16 protein-coding genes are annotated in these 14,979 nt (G+C 68.6%); 8 read left to right on the top strand and 8 right to left on the bottom strand.

Annotated elements, in window-relative coordinates; all coding sequences use genetic code 11:
* Nucleotides 1-372 precede the first annotated feature (372 nt).
* The 5 genes from ACFXK0_RS07360 to ACFXK0_RS07340 form a co-directional block, all read right to left on the bottom strand.
* On the bottom strand, nucleotides 373-1,857 hold the full coding sequence (locus ACFXK0_RS07360) for a DNA mismatch repair protein (protein WP_379409022.1): 1,485 nt from the start codon (nucleotides 1,855-1,857) through the stop codon (nucleotides 373-375).
* Nucleotides 1,848-3,377, bottom strand: a complete 1,530-nt coding sequence (locus tag ACFXK0_RS07355) for a DNA mismatch repair protein MutS (RefSeq protein ID WP_379409020.1) — start codon at nucleotides 3,375-3,377, stop codon at nucleotides 1,848-1,850. Before ACFXK0_RS07355 ends, ACFXK0_RS07360 begins: the two co-directional genes overlap by 10 nt.
* A gap of 119 nt (nucleotides 3,378-3,496) precedes the next feature.
* Complete coding sequence (locus tag ACFXK0_RS07350) at nucleotides 3,497-4,012, bottom strand: hypothetical protein (protein WP_379409019.1); 516 nt, start codon at nucleotides 4,010-4,012, stop codon at nucleotides 3,497-3,499.
* Between the two features lie 195 nt (nucleotides 4,013-4,207).
* Nucleotides 4,208-4,699: a DUF2071 domain-containing protein gene (locus ACFXK0_RS07345; RefSeq protein ID WP_379409017.1), complete on the bottom strand. Its 492-nt coding sequence runs from the start codon at nucleotides 4,697-4,699 to the stop codon at nucleotides 4,208-4,210.
* 14 nt (nucleotides 4,700-4,713) lie between these two features.
* Nucleotides 4,714-5,055, bottom strand: coding sequence for a metalloregulator ArsR/SmtB family transcription factor (locus ACFXK0_RS07340; RefSeq protein WP_379409016.1), 342 nt, complete (start codon nucleotides 5,053-5,055; stop codon nucleotides 4,714-4,716).
* Nucleotides 5,056-5,163: 108 nt separating this feature from the next.
* Between ACFXK0_RS07340 and ACFXK0_RS07335 the strand changes: the two genes are divergently transcribed.
* A complete protein-coding gene (locus ACFXK0_RS07335) occupies nucleotides 5,164-7,368 on the top strand; it encodes a glycoside hydrolase family 3 C-terminal domain-containing protein (RefSeq protein ID WP_379409014.1) in 2,205 nt (734 codons plus the stop codon).
* A gap of 49 nt (nucleotides 7,369-7,417) precedes the next feature.
* On the opposite strand, the gene ACFXK0_RS07330 is transcribed toward ACFXK0_RS07335, so the two are convergent.
* Nucleotides 7,418-8,875: an MFS transporter gene (locus ACFXK0_RS07330; protein ID WP_379409013.1), complete on the bottom strand. Its 1,458-nt coding sequence runs from the start codon at nucleotides 8,873-8,875 to the stop codon at nucleotides 7,418-7,420.
* 141 nt (nucleotides 8,876-9,016) lie between these two features.
* Here ACFXK0_RS07330 and ACFXK0_RS07325 point away from each other — a divergent pair, with 141 nt between their 5' ends.
* Nucleotides 9,017-9,604: a TetR family transcriptional regulator gene (locus ACFXK0_RS07325; RefSeq protein ID WP_379409012.1), complete on the top strand. Its 588-nt coding sequence runs from the start codon at nucleotides 9,017-9,019 to the stop codon at nucleotides 9,602-9,604.
* A gap of 16 nt (nucleotides 9,605-9,620) precedes the next feature.
* Here ACFXK0_RS07325 and ACFXK0_RS07320 read toward each other — a convergent pair whose 3' ends face one another.
* A complete protein-coding gene (locus tag ACFXK0_RS07320; RefSeq protein ID WP_379409011.1) occupies nucleotides 9,621-9,977 on the bottom strand; it encodes an Imm51 family immunity protein in 357 nt (118 codons plus the stop codon).
* Between the two features lie 122 nt (nucleotides 9,978-10,099).
* On the opposite strand from ACFXK0_RS07320, the gene ACFXK0_RS07315 reads away from it, so the two are divergent.
* The 4 genes from ACFXK0_RS07315 (at nucleotide 10,100) to ACFXK0_RS07300 (ending at nucleotide 12,589) form a co-directional block, all read left to right on the top strand.
* Entirely contained in the window at nucleotides 10,100-10,555 is a 456-nt protein-coding gene (locus ACFXK0_RS07315) for a MerR family transcriptional regulator (RefSeq protein WP_379409009.1), read from the top strand.
* Nucleotides 10,556-10,576: 21 nt separating this feature from the next.
* On the top strand, nucleotides 10,577-11,596 hold the full coding sequence (locus ACFXK0_RS07310; protein WP_379409008.1) for a zinc-dependent alcohol dehydrogenase family protein: 1,020 nt from the start codon (nucleotides 10,577-10,579) through the stop codon (nucleotides 11,594-11,596).
* Nucleotides 11,597-11,634: 38 nt separating this feature from the next.
* Entirely contained in the window at nucleotides 11,635-12,048 is a 414-nt protein-coding gene (locus ACFXK0_RS07305; protein ID WP_379409006.1) for a cupin domain-containing protein, read from the top strand.
* A 103-nt stretch (nucleotides 12,049-12,151) separates the two neighbouring features.
* Nucleotides 12,152-12,589, top strand: coding sequence for a VOC family protein (locus tag ACFXK0_RS07300; RefSeq protein WP_379409180.1), 438 nt, complete (start codon nucleotides 12,152-12,154; stop codon nucleotides 12,587-12,589).
* 21 nt (nucleotides 12,590-12,610) lie between these two features.
* Here the strand turns inward: ACFXK0_RS07300 and ACFXK0_RS07295 are convergent, their stop codons facing one another.
* Nucleotides 12,611-13,210 (bottom strand): TetR/AcrR family transcriptional regulator, encoded by a 600-nt coding sequence (locus ACFXK0_RS07295; protein ID WP_379409005.1) that lies wholly within the window; start codon nucleotides 13,208-13,210, stop codon nucleotides 12,611-12,613.
* A 134-nt stretch (nucleotides 13,211-13,344) separates the two neighbouring features.
* Between ACFXK0_RS07295 and ACFXK0_RS07290 the strand changes: the two genes are divergently transcribed.
* Both ACFXK0_RS07290 and ACFXK0_RS07285 read left to right on the top strand, forming a co-directional pair.
* Nucleotides 13,345-14,100 (top strand): class I SAM-dependent methyltransferase, encoded by a 756-nt coding sequence (locus ACFXK0_RS07290; RefSeq protein ID WP_379409004.1) that lies wholly within the window; start codon nucleotides 13,345-13,347, stop codon nucleotides 14,098-14,100.
* 131 nt (nucleotides 14,101-14,231) lie between these two features.
* Nucleotides 14,232-14,936 (top strand): hypothetical protein, encoded by a 705-nt coding sequence (locus ACFXK0_RS07285; protein ID WP_379409002.1) that lies wholly within the window; start codon nucleotides 14,232-14,234, stop codon nucleotides 14,934-14,936.
* Nucleotides 14,937-14,979 lie beyond the last annotated feature (43 nt).

Raw genomic sequence — 14,979 nt, 5'->3', positions numbered from 1 at the left:
GTCGGCGCGTTCGGGCGGCCCTTGGCCGGATCCCGCGGGCGGGCCAGCGGGAAGTGCGGCACCCGGCTCGCGTATTCCCCGCTGATCTCGATCCACTCGGATTCTCCGAGGTGCGGGTCTCAGAGCCGTCGGCGTCCGGGTACCGGAGCTCACCGCCTGGTGGCGCTGGCGCGACCGCGACCCTGCTCGACGCTGCCACTGCGGTCGACGGGCCGCAACCGGCTGGGACCTGCACGAGCTCCGACACTCGGCCCTGACCCACCTCGGAGAATCCGGGGTCAGCCCTCGAAGTCATGGCGAACTCCCGTCGCCGCAAGGCCGAGAACCTGCGCCGCTACTCAAACCGTCCCCACAAGCCATGCGCGAGCCGAACTATCCCTCCGGAAACACCTGCCGGAAGATTTCCTCGGCATGACTGCTCGGCTCCGGTGCGCCGGGCACGAGCCGGAAGGTGCGCCGGCCGTCGGGCAGCCGACCCGCGCGCAGGAACAAATCACCGGCCAGCGCGCGATCGTGGCGCCGACGGGCGAAGTCGAACAGGTGGGTGACCAGCACCAGCCGCACTCCGGCATCGACGAGCGCGGTCACCAGCGGAGTCAGGATATGGTCGGCGTCGTGTTCGCTGGTAGAGGCGAACGACTCGTTGGACAGCAACAGTGCCCCGGGCCCGATCCGGTCCACGATCGCGCGCATCCGGACCAGTTCGTCCACGAGTTTGCCGTAGGTCATGGTGCGGTCTTCGTCGGTGACGAAATGGGTGAAGATCCCGGTGTGGACCGGGGCCCGGAAGCTCTCGGCGACCACGAACATACCGGCTTGCATCATCACCTGGGCCGCGCCGACACTGCGCAGGAACGTCGACTTGCCGCCGTTGTTGGCGCCGGTGACCACCAGCAGCTCGCGGCCGGTCGCGTCGAGATCGTTGCCGACGACCTCCCGGCCACCGGTCAGGCACAGCGTGACATCACGCAAACCCGCACACCGCGGACCCACATCGCCGGCGGCGGCCACGGCAGGCAGACAGGTCGGAACCCCGGCCGCGGTCACGCGGTCGCGCAGGTTCAGGCAGCCGATGTAGAAGGCGAGTTCGGTGCGCAACCGTTCGAAGAAGCCGTGGATGTGGTCGGCTGCGTAACCGACGACCTCGGCCACCTCGGCCAGTGCTCGATTACGCAGCTGCACAATCGGATTCAGTGTCGGATTGGATCTGGCCTCGGGATCCTCGATCGGCTGGAAAGTCTGCGCGGCACGCCGGTCGAACCCGAAACGGGTCCGGCGCGGCGGCAACGGGTCGTGCAGGACGATATCGGCGATCTTGTTGCCGATCCCGAGACCGGCACCCAGATGGATACCGTCATCGAAATGCAGTGCGGTCAACTGTTGTTCGACCGCGTCGAGGTAGTCGTCGTCGAAGTGGTCGGTCACCGTGGCGACCAGGGCCCGCAGACCGGTGGAAGTGAAATCGGTGGCGTGACGGCGGCACTGCGCCCGCAACAGGCGCAGGCAGTCCAGCAGCTCACCGAACGGTGGCAGCGACAGCACCAGTTTGCCGCCCGCACGCCGGCCTTCGCCGGTGGGCCAGCGCCGGATCCGCGTCGGCGCGACCGCGATCCGGTAGAGCTCCCGGACCGCATCCGGATGCGTGATGCAGTCACTCAGCACGGCCTGCCGGTAGGCGATGACCGCCGGATCGGTGATCGTGGCGGGCACCGTCGCGCGGACGACCTGCGCGATCAGCGGATCGTCGGTGGCCATCGCCGTGAACAGCGACTCCAGACCCAGATCGGTGACCACGCGCTCCCCGTTGACCGCGATCGCGGGGACCCGACCGGGCGGGTGCAGCAGATTCACTCGCATGCGGTCATCCTCGCGGTCACGAGACCGTAGGTGAGGCCGTAGCGTTGCGCCAGCACCACCGCGTGTGCCTGGCCGTCGGCCGCGCGGCGCACGATCCGGAAGGTGCGCCGCGCCGGATCCGCGGGGTCGGTCGCGGCGACCATGCTGACTGTTTCCGGGCGTGCGGCAGCGAGTTCGTCGAAGAAGGTCACCCACACCGCCACCGACCCCGCGGCGATGATCCGGTCCAGTACCTGTCCGCCGATCCGGACACCGTCGAGGGTGCTGGTCGAACTGAAGCTCTCGTTGAGGATCAGCACACTGTCGGCGGTGGCGTTGTCGAGGGTTTCACGGACTCGTCCGAGTTCGGCCAGCAGCCGCCCATCGGCGTCGCCTGCCTGCTCGGCGCGTTCGAAGTGGGTGGTCAGTCGGTCGGGCAAGGCCAGGTGTGCCGACCGTGCCGGCACCGGGCAACCCAGCGCCGCCAGGTAACACAGCTGGCCGACCATACGGGCGAAGGTGGTTTTACCGCCCTGATTGGGGCCGGTGACCACCAGCACCCGTTCCGGGTCCGCGAGCTCGAAGTCGTTGCACACCAGCGGTCCGGTCCGGCCGGGTTTGGCGGCCAGCGCGATATCGAAGGCGTCTTCGGCGCCGATGTCGCCGGGTGCGTCGAGGATCCGCGGTAGTGACAGCGGCTCGGTCAGGGTGGCGGCGAAATCGAGGTAGCGCAGATAGAAATGGATCTCCCGGTCGAAGCTCGCGACCGCCGGATCGACGAAGCGGGGGGATCGGTCGGCGAAGGCCGCGAGCTGCCCGAACGCCTGCGGTGCCAGCGCCGCGACCCGGTCGAGGATCTGTTCTTCCATCTGGTTCATGTCCGGCCACTCCGGCTGGGTGGGCGGCGGTGGTGGTGGCGGGCCCGCGCCGAAGCGTGCCAGCAGTTCGGTGATCGTGGCCGTGTAGTCGGAAGTGTCGTCGTCGGGTCCGACCGCGAGCGTGCCGGTGTCGAGCACGCGGACGCTGTAGCGGACCGCGGCCAGCGCTTCGCGTACCGTGCGTACCTGTTCGGCGAGTTCGGTGACGGCGGGGCCGGCGACCGCGTCGAGGACGGCTGTGCGCCATTGCCGCAGCGCGCGCGAGGTCAGCGGCAGCGACGGCAACGCCGCAGCTGTCGTGGTGAGTGCGGCCAGATAGTCGGCGGCCGCGTCCAGATGCCAGCGCTGCCGCTGGCGCGGATGCTGCAGGCGGGCCGCGCCGTCGCTGCGCCGCCGCACCCGTCGCAGACCGGCCGCGAAATCGTCGAACACCGCCCGGATCTCGTCGACGGCCAGATCCGCGAAGACTTCCTGGCGGTAGCGCACGGTGTCACGGTCGCGCACCGGCCGCCGCAACAGTGCCGCGAGCCCGAATTCGTCCGGGGACCCGACAACCGCGGCGATCACCTGATCCAGCCGCAGATCCGCCACGGTCGCCTCGTCGACGACCACCTCGGCCACCGTCGACGGCTCCCGCGGCCAGAGCACACTCTCGGCGAACATCGGCGCCCCCTCGCTCCACGGTCTCCGTGCCTCGGTTGTCCGCCACCGGAGGGTAGGGAGCAGTGCGCCGATCGTCAAGGCGCGACACCCGGAGCCGCACCGCGATGACCTCGCCCTGGTCATCGGTAGACGTATTTGCCCAGCACCCTTTGCAATTCGATCAGGTCCGGATTCGAGAACAGCCATTGCCGCTCGTTCGGCGTGAACCGCACCACCATCGGGCACCCGCCGTAGAGGTCCCCGAGAATCACCTCGGTGCCCAGCAGCTTTGCCGACTTCGCCTCGTAGACCTTGGCGACGTATCGCCCACGGAACAGCGGTAGTCGCTTGTCCCCGAGGAATTCGCAAGCCTGGATCAGCTCGCCGCCGTCCTGGCTGGTTCCCAGACATACGACAAGCTGATATCGGAGCGGGTCCGACTGGTTCATCCACTCGGGAGGTTGCAGCGGCGTAGTCCAAATCGCGCCGTAGTCGTTGGCGAACACCGCGACCGGATGCGGTGCGGGACCGGCGTAAGCGTCCGCCGCCGGATAGAAGCCTGGTTGTGGGAAGCACGGTTGGTTCATGCCCTCGATGCCGCGCGGCTGTGTACTGACGGCCGTCGGGGTCCCGGGCGCGCTGGTCGCCACGTCCATGGTTCCTCGAGACTCTGCACAGCCGACGAGTGTCATCACTACCGATGCCGCTACCGCCCATTGGAGGACGAATCGACCCGTCTTCGCTGTCACGCGCATTCTTGTGCCTTCTTGCTGCCATGCCGAGGTATTCCAGGTGGCAGGTTAGCCCCCCGGGCGGTCGGCTGCGGCGCTCGGCTGAAACAGCACCCCTGGTTACCCCGCGGTGCCTGGCGGGAACCGGTTCTGGTCGTCGAAGACCGTGGACCGAACCGAGTGGATATCGACCGGCCGGACATCCATGCTCACCGAAACCGTCTCGTCCTGGCTGGTGAAGGCCACATGCAGGTCCTGCGCCGTCTCCCGCACGTCGAACCTCGCCAGACTGTGCTCACCGGGAAACAGTCGGCCACCGGCAACGACATTGATCGCCGAACCGCTGTCGCGGCGCGCGATGTACACACCGGTCGAGCGTCCCTGCGGACCGTCCCACTCGACCGCGATGCGATGTGCGGCGTTCTCGGTGCGCAGCCCGGCCCAGCCGGGTAGCCAACTGGGCCGGAACTGGCCGAGGCGGACCAGGCAGATGCCGGCAACCGCCCAACCGCCAACCAATTGAGGTCGCATCGGCGGCGGCACCGAGCTCGCGGCGGCATCAGGGTCTACTCGGTAGTTCACCAGCAGGCGTCGCTCGACGACGCTGGACATCCGCGGAGGTCTCATCAGGTTGCCCTGTTCTCGGTGGTTCGCGGTCTGCGCTGTCTGACGATGACCTGCTCCGGGCAGATCGCGCTCAGGAACCTGCCGACACACAGCGCCAGTCGTTCCTCGACCAGCGAGTAGAAGATCCGATTGGCGGCTCGTCGCTCTCGGACGAGCCCGGCTGCCTTGAGTACGCCCAGATGCCGGGAGATCGAGGGACCGCTGATCGGAAACCTCGCGGCGATCTCACCAGCGGTCAACTCGCCGGAGCGGAGGTCCTCCAAGATCTGCCGGCGCGTGGAGTCGGCCAGCGCGCGGAACACTCCGGCCTCCTCTTCAGGCCCGAACTCGGTCATGTTCATAATTTAGCACTGTAGCTAAATAGCGAATAAAGAAGGTATGTGCTGCTGCTCCACCGACACGTACCGTGGGCAGGGTTGATGTCCGCGCGATCACTCGAGGGAGCTTCGATGACCACCGACCTCACCGCGCTGTCACTGGAGGAGCGCGCCGCGCTCGGCAGTGGCGCCGACTTCTGGACGACGAAAGCGGTCGGCCCGGTGCCCTCGCTGCTGCTCACCGACGGCCCGCACGGTGTCCGCCGCCAGGACGGCGCCACCGATCACCTCGGACTGGCGGGCAGCAAACCCGCGACTTGCTTCCCGCCCGCGGTCGGCCTCGGCCAGAGTTTCGACCCCGACCTGGTACGGCGCGTGGGGGAGGCGCTGGGCCGGGAAGCGCGCGAGCTCGGCGTGGATGTCCTGCTCGGGCCCGGCATCAATATCAAGCGGGACCCGCGTGGCGGCCGTAACTTCGAGTACTACTCCGAGGACCCGGCTCTGACCGGCGTGCTCGGCGCGGCCTGGGTGACCGGGTTGCAGAGCGTCGGTGTCGGTGCCTCGCTGAAGCATTTCGCCGCCAACAACGCCGAATTCGACCGGATGCGGATCAGTTCTGACATCGACCCCCGCACCTTGCGCGAGATCTATCTGCGGGCCTTCGCCCACATCGTGCGCTCCGCGCGACCGTGGACGGTGATGTGTTCCTACAACCGGATCAACGGCGTCTACGCCTCCCAGAACCGGTGGCTGCTCACCGATGTCCTGCGCGGGGAATGGGGATTCGACGGTGTCGTCGTCTCGGACTGGGGTGCGGTCGAGGACCGGCCCGCCGCCGTCGCGGCCGGACTCGACCTCGAGATGCCCGGTGGTGGCAGCGGTGACGAGAAGGTCGTGGCTGCGGTGCGCGCGGGCATCCTCGACGAGGCGAGCGTCGACCGGGTCGCGGCCAATGTCGCCGTCCTCGCCGACCGCGTGACGCAGGGTCGGGCACGCGATCTCGCGGCCTTCGCCGTCGAGGACCACCATCGGCTCGCGCGCGAAGTCGCCGGGCGCTGTGTCGTGCTGTTGCGCAACGAACGCGAACTGCTGCCGCTGGCCGCGGGCCGGTCGCTGGCGGTCATCGGCGCCTTCGCCGTGGAACCGCGTTATCAGAGTGGCGGCAGCTCACACGTCAACCCGACCCGGGTGGATGTGCCGCTCGAGGAGATCCGCGCCCTGGCCGGCGAGGCGGAGGTGTCGTTCAGCCGTGGCTTCGATGCCGCCGACGACGCCGACCCGGCGGCACTGCGCGCCGAAGCGGTCGCCGCCGCCGCGCGCGCCGAGGTCGCCGTGGTGTTCCTCGGCCTCGGCGAGAGCCAGGAGTCCGAAGGATTCGACCGCACCGATATCGACCTGCCCGCCGACCAGATCGAACTGCTCACCGCGGTGGTGCAGGCGCAGCCCGACACCGTGGTCGTGCTCTCCCACGGCGGGGTACTGGCACAGCCGCCGGTCACCGCGCCCGCGGTGCTCGACGCCGCACTGCTGGGCCAGGCCGGTGGCGGCGCACTCGCCGACGTTCTGTTCGGCGTCGTCAACCCCTCGGCGCGGCTGGCCGAAACGGTGCCGCTGCGCCTGCAAGACACCCCGGCCTACCCGTGGTTCCCCGGCGAGAACGGTCACGCCCGCTACGGCGAAGGACTGTTCGTCGGCTACCGCTGGTACGACATCCGTGCCGCCGACGTGGCCTACCCCTTCGGCCACGGCCTGTCCTACACCAGCTTCGACTACACCGGCCTGACACTGGCCACCGACGGTTCCCGGCTCACCGTCGAGGTCGACATCACCAACAGCGGTGCCCGCGCGGGCCGCGAAGTGGTCCAGGTGTATACGGGACGGCCGGGCTCGGCGGTGTCGCGGCCGATCCGTGAGCTGGCCGCCATCGCGGTCACCGGTGACCTGGAACCCGGTGCGAGCGAACATGTTTCGATCAGTGTCGACCGAGATCAGCTGGCGTACTGGGAGACCCGCACCGACCAGTGGGTGGTCGAGGGCGGAACCTACCGGGTGTGGGTGGGTGCGTCGAGCCGGGACCTGCGCGTCGACGGCGAGATCGAACTCACCGGTGACGACGTGCGGGTCCCGATCACCGCGTCCTCCACCCTCGGTGAAGTACTGACCGACCCCGCGGCCGCCGCCGCGCTGGCGGAGGTGTTCGGCGCGGGCGCTCCAGACAGCGGCGCGGCACTGGGCGTGAACATCATGAAGATGATCGCCTCGGTGCCGCTGAACCGGCTCGCCAATTTCGGTGTCGCACCGGAGAAGATCGACACACTGCTCGATCCGGCGAACTGAGCGTGCGCGACACCCCCGGGCGACTCGCGGCCCGGGGGTGTCGTGGTCACTACTTCGCCAGCGCGACAGCGAGTTCCGGCTCGGTGGCAGGCGGTGCGGCGGGCGTACCGCCCTTCGGGATGAACGCCGCGACCACACCGGCCAGCGCGATCGCACCGGCCGCCATCCAGAACGCGGTCGAGAACGCCGAATCCGTCGGCAGTGCCGACCCGGCGACGATACTGCCGGCCAGCACGGTGGCCGCCACCTGGGAACCGATCGACGAACCGACCGAACGGATCAGCGCGTTGACGCCGGTGCTCTCCGCGGTCTTCTCCGCCGGCACCGCGGACATGATCAGGTTCGGCATCGCCGCCATGCCCAGGCCGATACCGACGAAGGTCACCACGGTGAACGCGACGACCGCGCCCTGGGACCCGTGTGCCAGCGCCAGTGCAGCGAAACCCGCCGCGGCGATGAACGCGCCGATGACCAGCGGCACCGCGGCCCGCACTCGGGCCACCAGACGTCCGGCCACCACCGCTGCGGCCAGCATGGCGATCGAGCCCGGGACCATCAGCAGGCCCGAACCGGTCGCGTCCATCCCGAAACCGTATTCGCCGGTGTCGGGTGCCTGCGCCAACTGTGGGATGAGCGAGAACACCGCGAACATGCCCGCGCCGAAGAGCAGCATGGCGATATTGGTGATCAGCACGATCGGCCGGCGCAGCACCTGCATGTCGATCAGCGGTTCGGTGGTGCGGTTCTCGAAGAAGACGAAACCGACCAGCACGACCAGGCCGCCGATGATGAGGCCGAGGGTGCGCGCGTCGGTCCAGCCCCAGGTGGCGCCGCGGCTCAGGGCGAGCAGGGGCATGGTGAGGCCGACACTGAGCAGGGCGATGCCGACGACATCGATGCGGCCCGGGGTCGGGATGCTGCGCTCGGGCACCCGCAGCACGCCGACCAGCGCGATCACCGACATGATGGCACCGGACCAGAACACCCACTGCCAGGACAGGTGGTCGATGAGCAGGCCGCCGATGAGCAGGCCGCCACCGGCGCCGATGCCGGCCAGCGCGGAGATCAGACCCAGTGCGCCAGCGCGCTTCTCGGCGGGGAAGGTGTCGCCGATGATGCCGTAGCAGAGCGGGAAGATGCCGCCACCGGCACCCTGGATCACCCGGGCGGCGACGAGTACCCAGATCGAGGGCGCGAGCGCGCCGATCACACTGCCGAGCGCGAACAGCGCGAGCGCGACCACGAGCAGCTTCTTCTTGCCGTACATGTCACCGAGGCGGCCGAAGACCGGGGTGAGGATGGCCGCCGAGATCAGGTATGCGGTCAGCACCCAGCCGACATCGGCGGTGCTCGCGCCCAGTTCGTGACCCAGGATCATGACGCCGGGCACGATCGCGGTCTGGGCCAGCGCGAACGCGGCGGCGGCCAGTGCGAGGAACAGGAGATTGGCCCCGAGTCCGCCGGAGCCGGGTGCGGCCTCCGGCTCCCGGGTTGTCAGTTCTGTCATGGGTTTTCACGCCTCCGTGCGTCCGCGAGCCAGTAAGTGGACCTTGAAGTCCATATAGAACTATAGTGGACCTCGGAGTCCGTTTAAAACAGAGGGAGCCGTTGTGATCATCGCTACTGCCCGATTCGGCACAATCGCACTGTGACCGCTCCCGAGCCCGACCCGCTGCCCGACGACGACGTCGACTGGTCCAACAAACGATCCGACGCCCGGCGCAATCACGAACGGGTGGTCGCCGCGGCGGTAGAAGTGTTCGCCGAACACGGCATCGACGCGACCATTCCGCAGGTCGCCGAGCGAGCCGGGGTCGGCAAAGCGACCGTCTACCGCAGCTTTCCCACCAAAGACGCGCTGGTGCAGGCGGTCGCGCAGTATCAGCGCGCCTGGTTCCACCGCCGCGGCCTGGCCGCCCTCGAACAACTGAACGCCGGCGGTGACCCCCTCACGATCCTGCGCGACATGCTCGCCGACACCGTCGAGCGCCTCGCCAACGACCGCGCCCTCGCCGAAGCGCTCCCCGCGACGACCCCGGCGCAGGAACCGGGATCACTGCAGCCGATCATCACCGCCGGCCAGCGACAGGGCGTCATCCGCGAGGACGTGACCGCCCAACACGTCAAAGTGCTGCTCGGCGGCGTCGCGGGCAGCCTGTTCCGCCAGCAGGAACGCGACCCCGAACAGTGGCGGATCTACGGCGACCTGATCTTCAACGCGCTGAAGAAAGTGTGACCTCGACCAGGTGTGGTCAGTCGTACCATTCCGGATCGCCCGCGGCCAAGAACCCGGCCAGGACGGTCCTGTCCCGCAACGCTTCCTGCAGGTAGGTGCCCAGCGTGCGCAGCGCGTCGGCATCAGACCCGTATGCCACCATCATTCCCGCCTCGGGATCGAACTTCACCCGATCGACCAGTTCCGGGGCACGCACCGTCAGCGCCGCGCGGGCGATACCGGTCCAGCTGTAACCGCTGGCCTCGTATCCGGCCTCGTCGAAGACCTCCGCACCCTCGGACATCTCGCTGTCGGTGAGCATCAGGCAGTAGGTGCCGGGCTGGTGGTCGTATTCGAAGAAGGTCAGCGGTGCGAAAGAACTTCGATCGGTCATGTGTCGCAACCTAACCCACCGGTCCGACACATTCCTGGGATCACGTGGTCTGTCGGTGCGCCGGTCCGACCTGCGAATACTTCCATTGACTTCGAGTGCTCGAAGTTTTTATCGTGGATGAAGTGACAGCGAAGATCGGCGAGCACACCTACACGATCAAGGAAGCAGCGGCGCTGACCGGGCTACCCGCCACCACGTTGCGCTACTACGAGTCGATCGGGGTGATCGCGCCGGTGGGCCGGGGTGCGACCAGCGGGCATCGCGTGTACACCGACGAGGACCTGAACCTGCTCGTCGGCGTCGCGTGTCTGGCTGCCACCGGCATGTCGGTCAGCGATATGCGGCGTTATGGGGAGAACGGACAGCTCGGCACCGCCGCCGCCGACGAACAGATCGCGTTGCTGAGCGAGCGGGCCGAACGCCTGGCCGAAGAGGCACGGTTGATCGGGATCCGGCAGCAGTATGTCGAGATCAAGATCGAGTACTGGCGCGCGGCCGCGGCCGGTGACGACGCCGAGGCCGACCGGCTCGCGATCGTCGCGCGGTCGCTGGTGAAGCAGCTCAAACCGGCGAAGTAGGCGAGAAAGGAAGTGTGTCTCATGCGTCAGGTGGTTATGACACGACCGGGCGAGATCGTGGTCGAAGACCGTGCCGACCCCACGATCATCGAGCCGACCGATGCCGTCATCAGGGTGACGGCGACCTGCGTCTGTGGGTCCGATCTGTGGCCGTATCGCGGCGTGCAGGACGTCGATCACCAGGTCATGGGGCACGAGTACGTCGGCGTGGTGGAACAGGTCGGCCCCGCGGTCGAAAAGGTCTCGGTGGGCGATTTCGTCGTCGGGTCGTTCTGGGCGTCGGACAACACCTGCGAGATCTGCCGCGCGGGCTACCAGTCGCACTGCGTGCACCGCACGATCATGGGTTCGATCGGCACCCAGTCCGAGCGGGCGCGCATTCCGCTGGCCGACGGCACGCTGGTCGCCACGCCCGGCCGGCCCGACGCGGACCTCATCCCCTCGTTGCTCGCCGCCTCCGATGTGCTGGGTACCGGCTGGTTCGCCGCCGACACCGCCCAGGCCGGCCCGGGCAAGACCGTCGCCGTGGTCGGTGACGGCGCGGTCGGTCTGCTCGCGGTCCTGGCCGCCCGGCAGATGGGCGCCGAGCGGATCATCGCGTTCAGCCGCCACGCCGACCGCCAGAAACTCGCTCGCGAGTTCGGCGCGACCGACATCGTCGAGACGCGAGGCGAGGAGGGCGCCGCCGAGGTGGTGGCCCTGACCGGCGGGCTCGGCGCGCACAGCGTCGTCGAGGCGGTCGGCACCCAGGAAGCCATGATGCAGGCGATCGGCGCGACGCGCCCAGGCGGGCACGTCGGGTTCGTCGGCGTCTCCCACGACGTCGAAATCCCCGGCGAACTGCTGTTCGGCACCGGCGTGCACCTCGCCGGCGGCCCGGCACCGGTACGCCGGTATCTGCCCGAACTGATCGACCTGATCTGGCGGCGTGAGATCGACCCGGGCAAGGTCTTCGACCTCACCCTGCCGCTGGATCGAGCGGCCGAAGGCTACCGGGCCATGGACGAGCGCCGCGCCACCAAGGTGCTGCTGACGGTCTAGACGCCTGTCACCCGAACCCGACCACGAGGAGAAACGTTGTGAAATACAGCAGGAGCGGCGGCCCGACCGCGACCGGTCCCACGGCCTACTTCACCGGCACCGTCCTCATCGACGGCATCCGCGATCCCGACGAGCAGACCGCCATCGGCTGCGCCCACGTCCGATTCACCCCGGGCGCCCGCACCGCCTGGCACCACCACCCCAGAGGCCAGACCCTCTACGTCACCGACGGCGTGGGCCTGGTCGCGACCCGCGCGGGCGGTGTGCAGGAGATCCGGCCCGGCGATGTCGTCTACATCGAGCCGGGCGAGGAGCACTGGCACGGCGCCACCGCCGACTGCTTCATGGCACATGTCGCCATGCAGGAAGCCGACGACCACGGCCAGGTCGTGACCTGGCTCGACCACGTCAGCGACGAGGACTACACCGCGGCACAAGAAGCACGCTCGTGAACCGGACCCCGCTGTCACCCTCGACGACGGCGTGCAGATCCTGAACAACGGCGTCACGCTACGCTTCCAGAACTCGTCGCACACCGGGATTAGCATGCGACGCATGGACATCAAACTCGAGAACGTCGGCATCGCCGTTCACGACCTCGAAGCGACGATCGCGTTCTTCACCGACCTCGGCCTCACGGTCGTCGGCCGTAGCACCGTCAGCGGCGAGTGGACAGACACCGCGGTCGGCCTGGATGGCAACCACGCCAAGATCGCGATGCTCCAGACGCCGGACGGGCACGGCCGGATCGAGCTGTTCGAGTACATCCATCCCGAAGCGATCGAGACCGAGCCCACCCTGCCCAACGAGATCGGCATGCACCGCGTCGCGTTCTCGGTCGACGACCTCGACGAGGCTCTCACGATTGCCGCCCGGCACGGCTGCCATCCGCTGCGCGGCGTCGCGACCTATGCCGACATCTACAAGCTCACCTACCTCCGCGGTCCCAGCGGCATCCTGGTCATGCTCGCCGAGGAGCTGAAGAAGAATTAGTCCGATGCGGACCCGGACGGCTCAGGCCGGTCGGCGCCGGACCACGTCGGAGACGACCGAGGCGACGAACTTGCCGACCGCCTCGGTGGTGGGGATGTGGTCGCGATCGGTGAACAGCAGGTGCCCACCGCCGACCAGGGACAGGGTCAGCGAATCGATGTCGGCGTCGGCGGCGATGCGGCCGAGCGCGCGCTCGTCGTCGAGATAGCCGGTGATCGCGGTCGTCACCTCGGCCAGGATCGCCATGCCGCCGCCGGGCCTGGCGTGGCGGAGGCGGGCGCGTAGCTCGTCGCGGAAGGTGATGAGCGGGATGATCGCCACCGGAACCGGACCGAACAGCGTGGTCAGGGCGGTGGTCAGGTTGGCTGCCACCGTGTCGGTGCCCGCGGCGGCGCGGAGCGTGGCCGCCTGGGTGTCGAGCTGGGCGGCCCGGTCGAGCACCAGGTCGGTGAGGAAGGCGTCGAAGTCGGTGAAGTGCCGGTGCAGCACGCCTTTGGCGCAGCCGGCCTCGTCGGTGACGGCGCGACTGGTCAGCCCGTTCGGGCCGTCGCGCAGCAGGACGCGGTCGGCGGCGTCGAAGAGTTGCTGCCGGACATCACGAAGGTGCACTCCAGTCGGCACTCACTGATCCTCTCGTGCGTCGATCCAGCGGAATCATGGCACAGTGGGCGATCGCCCATTAAGGTGGGCGCATGCCCACTCTATCGTCGCAACACCCCGAACCCGTCCCACGACCGCCGGATCGGTTTCCGCGGATGGCCGTCTCGTTCGGCGTCGACCCCCAGCGCTACGACCGGGCCCGCCCCGGCTACCCCGACACCCTCATCACCCGAATCCTCGCCGGAACCGACCGGCCCGACGTTCTCGACATCGGTTGCGGCACCGGCATCGCCGCCCGCCAGTTCCAGGCCGGGGGAGCCACGGTGCTCGGCATCGAACCCGACGCGCGCATGGCCGAGTTCGCCCGCGCCCGCGGCCTGCGGGTCGAGGTGGCGAGCTTCGAGCAGTGGCAACCGCACGACCGGTCGTTCGACGCGGTCGTCGCGGCCCAGTCGTGGCACTGGGTCGACCCCGCCGTGGGCGCCGCCAAAGCGGCCGAGGTGCTACGTCCGGGTGGCCGCCTGGCGATCTTCGGCCACGTCTACGAACCACCGGAGGCAGTGGCCGAACCGTTCGCCGCCGTCTACCGGCGAGTGGCACCGGACTCCCCACTCAACGGTCAACCGGCCCGCCGACCCCTGAGTCTCTACCAGGCCGGCTACGCGAAGTTCGCCGAGCAGATCCGCGCGACCGGGCACTTCGCCGAACCCGAACAGTGGCGATACGACTGGCAGCGGTCCTACACCCGCGACCAATGGCTCGAACTACTCCCCACCACCGGCGGACTCACCGGCCTCGGCCCCGATCAACTGGCCGAGATCGCCGACGTGGTCGGCGCGGCCATCGACGCGCTGGGCGGTTCCTTCACCATGGAACACACCACTCTCGCCACGACCGCCACCCTCGCCTGACACCACATCGGCACTGCCCGGTCCGCCCGGACCCCGGTGTGCGCGTGGATGATCCGGGGCAGGCCGACAGTAGGATCGGTCCGAGTCGATCACCGGCGAGCGGGTCCGGCCGGCACCGGAGGGGATCAAGGATGAGCGAAGCGCAGCGCGAACACAGCGACGCACCGCATCGGGGTGGGGCCGGATCGGCACCGCATCCGCGGCCGCCGCGTACTGGGTTGATCGTCGCGGGAGTGCTCGGCCTGGTCGTCGGGGTGGCGATCGGGTTCCTCGTCCGCGGTGCCGGTGACAGTGGTGGAACGGACGCCGATGCGGCACCGAGCCCGACGACCTATTCGATGAACGGCATCACCAACGCGTGCGATCTGCTCGATCCGACCCCGTTGACCCAATGGGCGACGAGACCGAAACGCGACCCCGTACACACGGAGACGCCACCATCGGCCAACTCCCTCGGCCGCCTGGAATGCGAAGTCGACTACACCAGCACCGTCGGTGACGACTACTCGTTCGACCGTGCCGCCATGGTCGTCGCGGCCGAGTTCACCCACGACGAGTCGGCGCCGAGCCACTTCTGCACCATGCGTGCCTCCGGCGACATCGATATGGGACTGGTCACCGACATCGGCACCCGCGGCTGCTGGATGTGGGAAACCTATGGTGACCTCGTTCCCAATATGACCTACGAGATGGAGGTCCAGGACCGCAACATGATGGTGCGCGTACGGATCGACCTCACCCGGGAACCGGAAAGTCCCGCGGTCAGCCGGCACGACCTCGACACGGTCGCCCGGGCGCAGGTGCGATTGACCCTCGACCGGCTCCGCCAGAACTAGCGGCCACCCCACCGACGAGCTCCACTGCGTCGGGTACCGCCTG

Source organism: Nocardia sp. NPDC059177 (assembly GCF_042755165.1).
GTDB lineage: Bacteria > Actinomycetota > Actinomycetes > Mycobacteriales > Mycobacteriaceae > Nocardia.
This window is presented reverse-complemented; position numbering and strand designations above follow the sequence as displayed.

What these genes read in the sequence shown, in the direction of transcription:
- ACFXK0_RS07355 (WP_379409020.1), bottom strand. Translation starts at nt 3,377, where the DNA reads ATGTTCGCCGAGAGTGTGCTCTGGCCGCGGGAGCCGTCGACGGTGGCC.
- ACFXK0_RS07350 (WP_379409019.1), bottom strand. Translation starts at nt 4,012, where the DNA reads ATGGACGTGGCGACCAGCGCGCCCGGGACCCCGACGGCCGTCAGTACA.
- ACFXK0_RS07285 (WP_379409002.1), top strand. Translation starts at nt 14,232, where the DNA reads ATGAGCGAAGCGCAGCGCGAACACAGCGACGCACCGCATCGGGGTGGG.
- ACFXK0_RS07330 (WP_379409013.1), bottom strand. Translation starts at nt 8,875, where the DNA reads ATGACAGAACTGACAACCCGGGAGCCGGAGGCCGCACCCGGCTCCGGC.
- ACFXK0_RS07360 (WP_379409022.1), bottom strand. Translation starts at nt 1,857, where the DNA reads ATGCGAGTGAATCTGCTGCACCCGCCCGGTCGGGTCCCCGCGATCGCG.
- ACFXK0_RS07345 (WP_379409017.1), bottom strand. Translation starts at nt 4,699, where the DNA reads ATGTCCAGCGTCGTCGAGCGACGCCTGCTGGTGAACTACCGAGTAGAC.
- ACFXK0_RS07310 (WP_379409008.1), top strand. Translation starts at nt 10,577, where the DNA reads ATGCGTCAGGTGGTTATGACACGACCGGGCGAGATCGTGGTCGAAGAC.
- ACFXK0_RS07300 (WP_379409180.1), top strand. Translation starts at nt 12,152, where the DNA reads ATGGACATCAAACTCGAGAACGTCGGCATCGCCGTTCACGACCTCGAA.
- ACFXK0_RS07335 (WP_379409014.1), top strand. Translation starts at nt 5,164, where the DNA reads ATGACCACCGACCTCACCGCGCTGTCACTGGAGGAGCGCGCCGCGCTC.
- ACFXK0_RS07340 (WP_379409016.1), bottom strand. Translation starts at nt 5,055, where the DNA reads ATGAACATGACCGAGTTCGGGCCTGAAGAGGAGGCCGGAGTGTTCCGC.
- ACFXK0_RS07320 (WP_379409011.1), bottom strand. Translation starts at nt 9,977, where the DNA reads ATGACCGATCGAAGTTCTTTCGCACCGCTGACCTTCTTCGAATACGAC.
- ACFXK0_RS07290 (WP_379409004.1), top strand. Translation starts at nt 13,345, where the DNA reads ATGGCCGTCTCGTTCGGCGTCGACCCCCAGCGCTACGACCGGGCCCGC.